Genomic DNA, 5,302 nt, shown 5'->3' on the forward strand with positions numbered 1-5,302 from the left:
CGGTACCCCCGCCCCCGCCCCCGCCTGCTGCGGTCGCGGTCGGGCCGGCGGTGGCCGAGCCCGTCGCACTCGGGGACGTCGTCGGCGTCGCCCCGGCCGAGGGCGAAGCCAGGGCGGTCGCGCTCGGTGTGACCAGCGTCGTCCCGCCGTTCACCGTGGTCGAGTCCCCGGGCAGCGCGGAGGACCCCGGCTTGTGCCCGCCGATCGCCGCCGCGATGAAGAGGCCTGCCAGCACGAGCACGGCGGCGGCGATCACGGCGGTCGTGGAGCGGGTCAGCCCTCGACGCTGGGCCTTGGCCCCCGCGAGCACCGCCGACCCGACCCCGGCGGCGGTGAGCGGCGCGACGCCGGCGCCCCCCAGCACCGTCGTCGCGATCGAGGTCGTGGCCGCCGGAGTGGCGGGCTGCGCCGTGCGCAACAGCAGCAGCGGAAGCAGCGCCAGCAGCGTCACCAGCTTCTGCTGGCCGCGCTCCTCCCAGTCCTCGCCGTACCCGCCGACGGCCGCCTGCTCGAGTTCGTCCAGGAACTCGAGCGCGGTGGCGGGCCGGTCGGCCGGGTTCTTCGCCATGCCGTGCCGAATCAGGCCACGTACGGGCGCGGGCGCCTCGTCGTCCGGGATGGTGCCGAGGGCGTGCTGGGCCATCAGCTCGATCGCGTTCGCGCCCGGATAGGGCCGGTTGCCCGTCACGCACTGGAAGAAGGTCACCGTGGCCGAGTAGACGTCCGCGGCCGGGGACGCGGGATCGCCGGAGAACTGTTCCGGCGCCATGTACAGCGGCGTCCCCGCGGCCCGCGCCGCCTCACCCGAGCGCGCCGCGATCCCGAAGTCCACCAGCTTCGACACCCCGTCCGGGGTGACCAGGACGTTCGCCGGCTTGTAGTCGCGGTGCACCACGCCCACCTCGTGCGCGGCGGCCAGGCCGAGCAGCGAGCCCTTGAGCACCACCAGCGCCGCTTCGGGCGACGTCGCCCCCTCCTGCTGCATCAATGCCCGCAGTGAGGAGCCCTCCACCGCCTCCATCACGATCGCCGCGCCGTGGGGCCCCTCCACGTACTCGTAGAGCCGCGAGATGTGCGGCGAGTCCAGCCCGCCGAGCAGCTGCGCCTCGGCCCGGTACGCCTCCCGGAAGTTCCCGTCCTCGTGCAGCCGCGGCACGAGATACTTGATCGCCACGGGTAGGTCCGTGGCCAGGTGTGTAGCCAGCCAGACCTGCCCACCGGCCCCCGACCCGAGCCGCTGTACGTGTTCGTATCCGGGCAGCGTCCAGCCGACCGGTGCACTTTCGCCCACCATGGCGTCGTGATTCCCCTCCGCGACCAAGCGGCTCCCGCCCGCGTCGCGCAGCCATGCTAAAGCTGCCGAGGGACGAGCGAAACCTTCCGAAACCATCGGACCGGTAACACTTCCAACACATCCACGAACACGAACACGGATACCTCAGGAATACGTGCGCGAATACGTCTGCGGGCATGTTCGGAAACACCTCCACGGTGGCAGAGGTGAGGTGAGTGTGCGGGGCTTACCGGGGCGTGGGGGAGTTGTCGCGCGCTTCGGGGGAGTCGAGTGGAGGCGCGTTGTCGGGGACCTGGCGGCTAGTCTGCCGTCGCCGAGTCGCCGAGTCGCCGAGTCGCCGAGTCGCCGAGTCGCCGAGTCGCCGAGTCGCCGAGTCGCCGAGTCGCCGAGTCGCCGAGTCGCCGAGTCGCCGAGTCGCCGAGTCGCCGAGTCGCCGACCGGGCTGTCCGGATCGCCGGCGCGGCGTCAGCCGAGAGTGCAGGCCCGGGGCCGGGTCCGGGCTGGGCCCTCAGCCGAGGGTGAGGCGTACGGCCTTCGGCAGGCCCGCGCGGACGAGGTCGTACGAGTCCTCGATCATCTCGCGCACGAGCCGGTCCGGAACGGACCCGTCGATCAGCACCGTGTTCCAGTGCTGCTTGTTGAGGTGGTAGCCGGCCGTGATGGCCGGGTACTCGATGCGGAGCTTGGTCGCGACTTCGGGTACGCACTTGAGGCTGATGCTCAGCGGCCGCGCGTCCAGCGCGCTCAAGGCGAACATCTTGCCCGCGACCTTGAACACCGACACCTCGGCGCCGAACGGGAACGTCTCCTCGGCGGCGGCCTGTTCCAGGCACAACGCCTTGAGGTCGGTGGCGCTCAGCATCGCGTCTGACCTTCCGTCATGGTCCGTATGGGGACGGGGCTCGTGGCCGGATCCTCGTGGCGGGGTCAGAGTGACGCGAGGCCCTCGGTCGCCACCCGTTCGAACACGTCCATGTCGGCGGCGAACTCGGACTCGGGGATAGGCCAGTGCAGGATCAGCTCTGTGATACCTGCCTCCTGGTATGCTCCGGCCCAGTCGACGAAGGCGTTGAACGAGGTCAGCGGTTGTTCCGGCGCGGAGCGGGGCATGTTGAGCAGCGTGAGTTCGAACTCGGCGAGGTCGCGTCCGGCCTCGGCGCAGATCTCGCGCAGCTTGGCGATCTGCGCGGCCGCGACCTTCGGTCCGCTCTCCAGGTCGCCCACCGTGATCCAGCCCTGGCCGAGTTCGGCCGCGAGGCGCATTCCGCGCGGGCCGCCGGCCGCCACGTGGAACGGCATGCGCGGGCTCTGCGTGCTGCCCGGCAGCATCTCCGCGGCGTCGGCGCGGTAGTACGTGCCGTCGAGCGAGGTCGTCTCGTCCTCGCCGAGCAGTCGGGAGAGCAGCCGGGTGAACTCGCCGAAGCGGTCCGCGCGCTCGCGGGTGGACCAGGTGTCCTCTCCCAGGACGGAGGCGTCGAACCCGGCGCCGCCGGCTCCGATCCCCAGCGTCATCCGGCCGCCGGACAGGTCGTCGAGCGTCATCAGCTCCTTGGCGAACGGCACCGGATGCCGGAAGTTCGGCGAGGCGACCATCGTCCCGAGCCGGATCCGCGAGGTCGCCGTCGCCGCGGCGGCCAGCGTCGGCACCGTCCCGAACCACGGCCCGCCGCGAAACGACTGCCAGGTCAGATGATCGTAGGTGTAAGCGGCGTGGAGGCCGAGTTCCTCGGCCCTCCGCCACACCGACCGACCCTCGTTCCACCGGTACACGGGGAGGATGACAGTACTCAGGCGCATACGGCAGATCATATCCGGCTGTGCACGCCGCCGTCGGCGCGGCGCATGGCTAAAAATTGGTCTAGACAATAATGGTCTAGACCTTGACCGGAGATCCGCCCCGCGCTTAACTGGCTCGCAGTCGGCCGACTATCAGTATTGCGTCATCCTTTCGGTTTCGCCCACATCCGTCGAAGACGCGGAGACCCCACCATGTCCGCATTGCTTTCCCGCGGCCGCCTTGCGGCGATCGCGGTGGCCACGGCCGCGCTGGCGGCCGGCGTGGTGTTACTGACGCCGCCCGTTCCCGCCGAGGCCACCACTCCGTCCCTCGCCGCCGCCGCGGCAAACACCCTGCCCGCCTGCCCCTTCTGGGCATCCGGCATCACCCCGCCCGCCCGCAGCACGACGCCCTGGGTGGCGCCGCTGCAGACCGCCCCGGCCGTGGACTTCGCCGGCCGCCCCGCGGCCCCGACGCTCTCGGGCACCCTCGCGAACGGCCAGATCACGATCACCGTCGCGCCCGTCGCCAACGCGGTGGCCTACCGCGTGTGGCGTGACGGCGTGGACATCGGCTACATCAGCTACTGGGGCCAGACCGGCCCGCTGACGGTCACCGACACCGCACCGTGTCAGGGCGCTTACTACGACGTCGTGGCCATGTACGACACGAGCAACTCGGACGCGTCGCTCGGCCAGCTCTCCCAGCCCTACTGGCTCGGCGCGGACGGCACGCTCGCTCCCGGCGCCGGCGACGTGCCGGTGGGGACGCAGATCTCGATGATGGTCACCTCCTACGACAACACGGGCTCGACGGCCTCCGGATACGACGCCCAGCTCGGCGTCTGCGCCACGGACCCGCGGGTGATCCCCTGGGGCACCTACTTCAGCGTGCCGGGCTACGGCACCTGCTACGCCGCCGACCTCGGCACCTGGATCCAGAACGACACCGTCGACGTCTGGCTGCCCGGCGACCAGGCGAACAACTGGGGCGTGCAGGATCGCACGATCACCGTGATCGCGGATCCGTACGCCAGCGGGAGCGGCGGGAGCGCCTCTCCCTCGGCGAGTTCCTCGGCGACCGGGCCGGCGAGTTCGTCCGCGTCTGCCTCCGCATCGGCGACCGTCAGTGCCAGTTCATCCGCAACCTCCTCGTCAGGGTCTGCATCGGCTTCGGCCTCACCCTCCGCGTCCGCTTCGGCTTCGGCGAGTCCGACGTCCAGCGGCTCCGGCACCTGCGCGGCGGCGTGGAGCAGCGGTACGTCGTACGTGACGGGTGACGTCGTCTCGTATCAGGGCGTGGACTATACGGCCACGTATTACTCCACCGGCGCCGTGCCCGGAGCCGCCACCTCGTGGGCCGTGTGGTCGAGCGACGGTCCGTGTAGCGGCTGAGCGCGGCCGGCTCGACGGCGCAGCGCGGCGGCCCTCCTGGCGCCGCCGCCCCAGCCGCCGACGGCCGAACGCGTCATGCCGCCATCTGGAACGTCCCCTCCGCGCCCGAGCAGCGGAGGGGGCACGTTACCCGGATGTCCACGCGCACCTGGGCGCTTTGGGCGGGGCCATGGTCCTGCCGCCTGGGTGCCGCGGTCACCGGGTGGCTGGGCGAAGCGGGTTTCGGTACCCACCACCGGAACCTGCTTCGCCCTCAAGCCGTCCCGCTCGCCGGTGGCCCGGTGGCCCGGTGGCCCGGTGGCCCGGTGGCCCGGTGGCCCGGTGGCCCGGTGGCCCGGTGGCCCGGTGGCCCGGTGGCCCGACGAATGACCCGATCCGATCCGACCCGACCTGACCGATGGCGGGTGGCGGGTGGCGGGCATCGAGCGTCGTGCATCGAGCGGACGCACCGTCAGCGCTCGAGCCGGCGACGGCCAGCGATCGGCCGCGGGCTGGCGGGTGCGGCGCGCGCGACGGGTCAGATGGATAGGGCGTGTCTGTCGAGCCAGTCGGCTATGGAGCGGCCGATCTCCTCGGGGCGGTCCTCGGGTGCGTGGTGGCCGGCGGCGCCGAGGTGCTGGATCTCGAGGGCGGCGATGTGGTCCTTCGCCCAGGCGGCGGTCTCGGGCGTGACCATGAGGGTCGGTGAAGAGTCGAAGGTGAGCAGCAGTTTGGGGACCGTGGGGCTGCTCGCCAGCCAGACGTCGTAGTTCTCTACGCGGGCGACGACGTCGGCGGGTTCGCCGTCGACGGGCATCATCCGGGGCCAGGCCAGCAGGGGGCGGCGGGATTCAGGGG

Annotated in this window: 4 protein-coding genes and 1 pseudogene; 1 reads left to right on the forward strand and 4 read right to left on the reverse strand. The window is 71.7% G+C overall.

The features are described from left to right. From KDL01_RS38815 to KDL01_RS38825, 3 genes are all read right to left on the reverse strand, one after another. Positions 1-1,294: serine/threonine-protein kinase (locus KDL01_RS38815; RefSeq protein ID WP_212533721.1), on the reverse strand; the 1,294-nt coding region annotated here is incomplete at its 3' end. A 508-nt stretch (positions 1,295-1,802) separates the two neighbouring features. After that, on the reverse strand, positions 1,803-2,156 hold the full coding sequence (locus KDL01_RS38820; RefSeq protein WP_246577597.1) for an MmcQ/YjbR family DNA-binding protein: 354 nt from the start codon (positions 2,154-2,156) through the stop codon (positions 1,803-1,805). Between the two features lie 65 nt (positions 2,157-2,221). Continuing rightward, positions 2,222-3,091 (reverse strand): LLM class flavin-dependent oxidoreductase, encoded by an 870-nt coding sequence (locus KDL01_RS38825; RefSeq protein WP_212533722.1) that lies wholly within the window; start codon positions 3,089-3,091, stop codon positions 2,222-2,224. Between the two features lie 192 nt (positions 3,092-3,283). Between KDL01_RS38825 and KDL01_RS44960 the strand changes: the two genes are divergently transcribed. Further along, positions 3,284-4,465: a 3D domain-containing protein gene (locus KDL01_RS44960; protein WP_212533723.1), complete on the forward strand. Its 1,182-nt coding sequence runs from the start codon at positions 3,284-3,286 to the stop codon at positions 4,463-4,465. Positions 4,466-4,982: 517 nt separating this feature from the next. Here KDL01_RS44960 and KDL01_RS38835 read toward each other — a convergent pair. Next, positions 4,983-5,302, reverse strand: a pseudogene (locus KDL01_RS38835) (haloalkane dehalogenase); the annotation flags it as partial.

The sequence above is a fragment of the Actinospica durhamensis genome (assembly GCF_018139695.1).
Lineage (GTDB): Bacteria > Actinomycetota > Actinomycetes > Streptomycetales > Catenulisporaceae > Actinospica > Actinospica durhamensis.

Bases quoted from the DNA above. Each gene is read 5' to 3' on its own strand.
- KDL01_RS38820 (WP_246577597.1), bottom strand. From the start codon at position 2,156: ATGCTGAGCGCCACCGACCTCAAGGCGTTGTGCCTGGAACAGGCCGCC.
- KDL01_RS38825 (WP_212533722.1), bottom strand. From the start codon at position 3,091: ATGCGCCTGAGTACTGTCATCCTCCCCGTGTACCGGTGGAACGAGGGT.
- KDL01_RS44960 (WP_212533723.1), top strand. From the start codon at position 3,284: ATGTCCGCATTGCTTTCCCGCGGCCGCCTTGCGGCGATCGCGGTGGCC.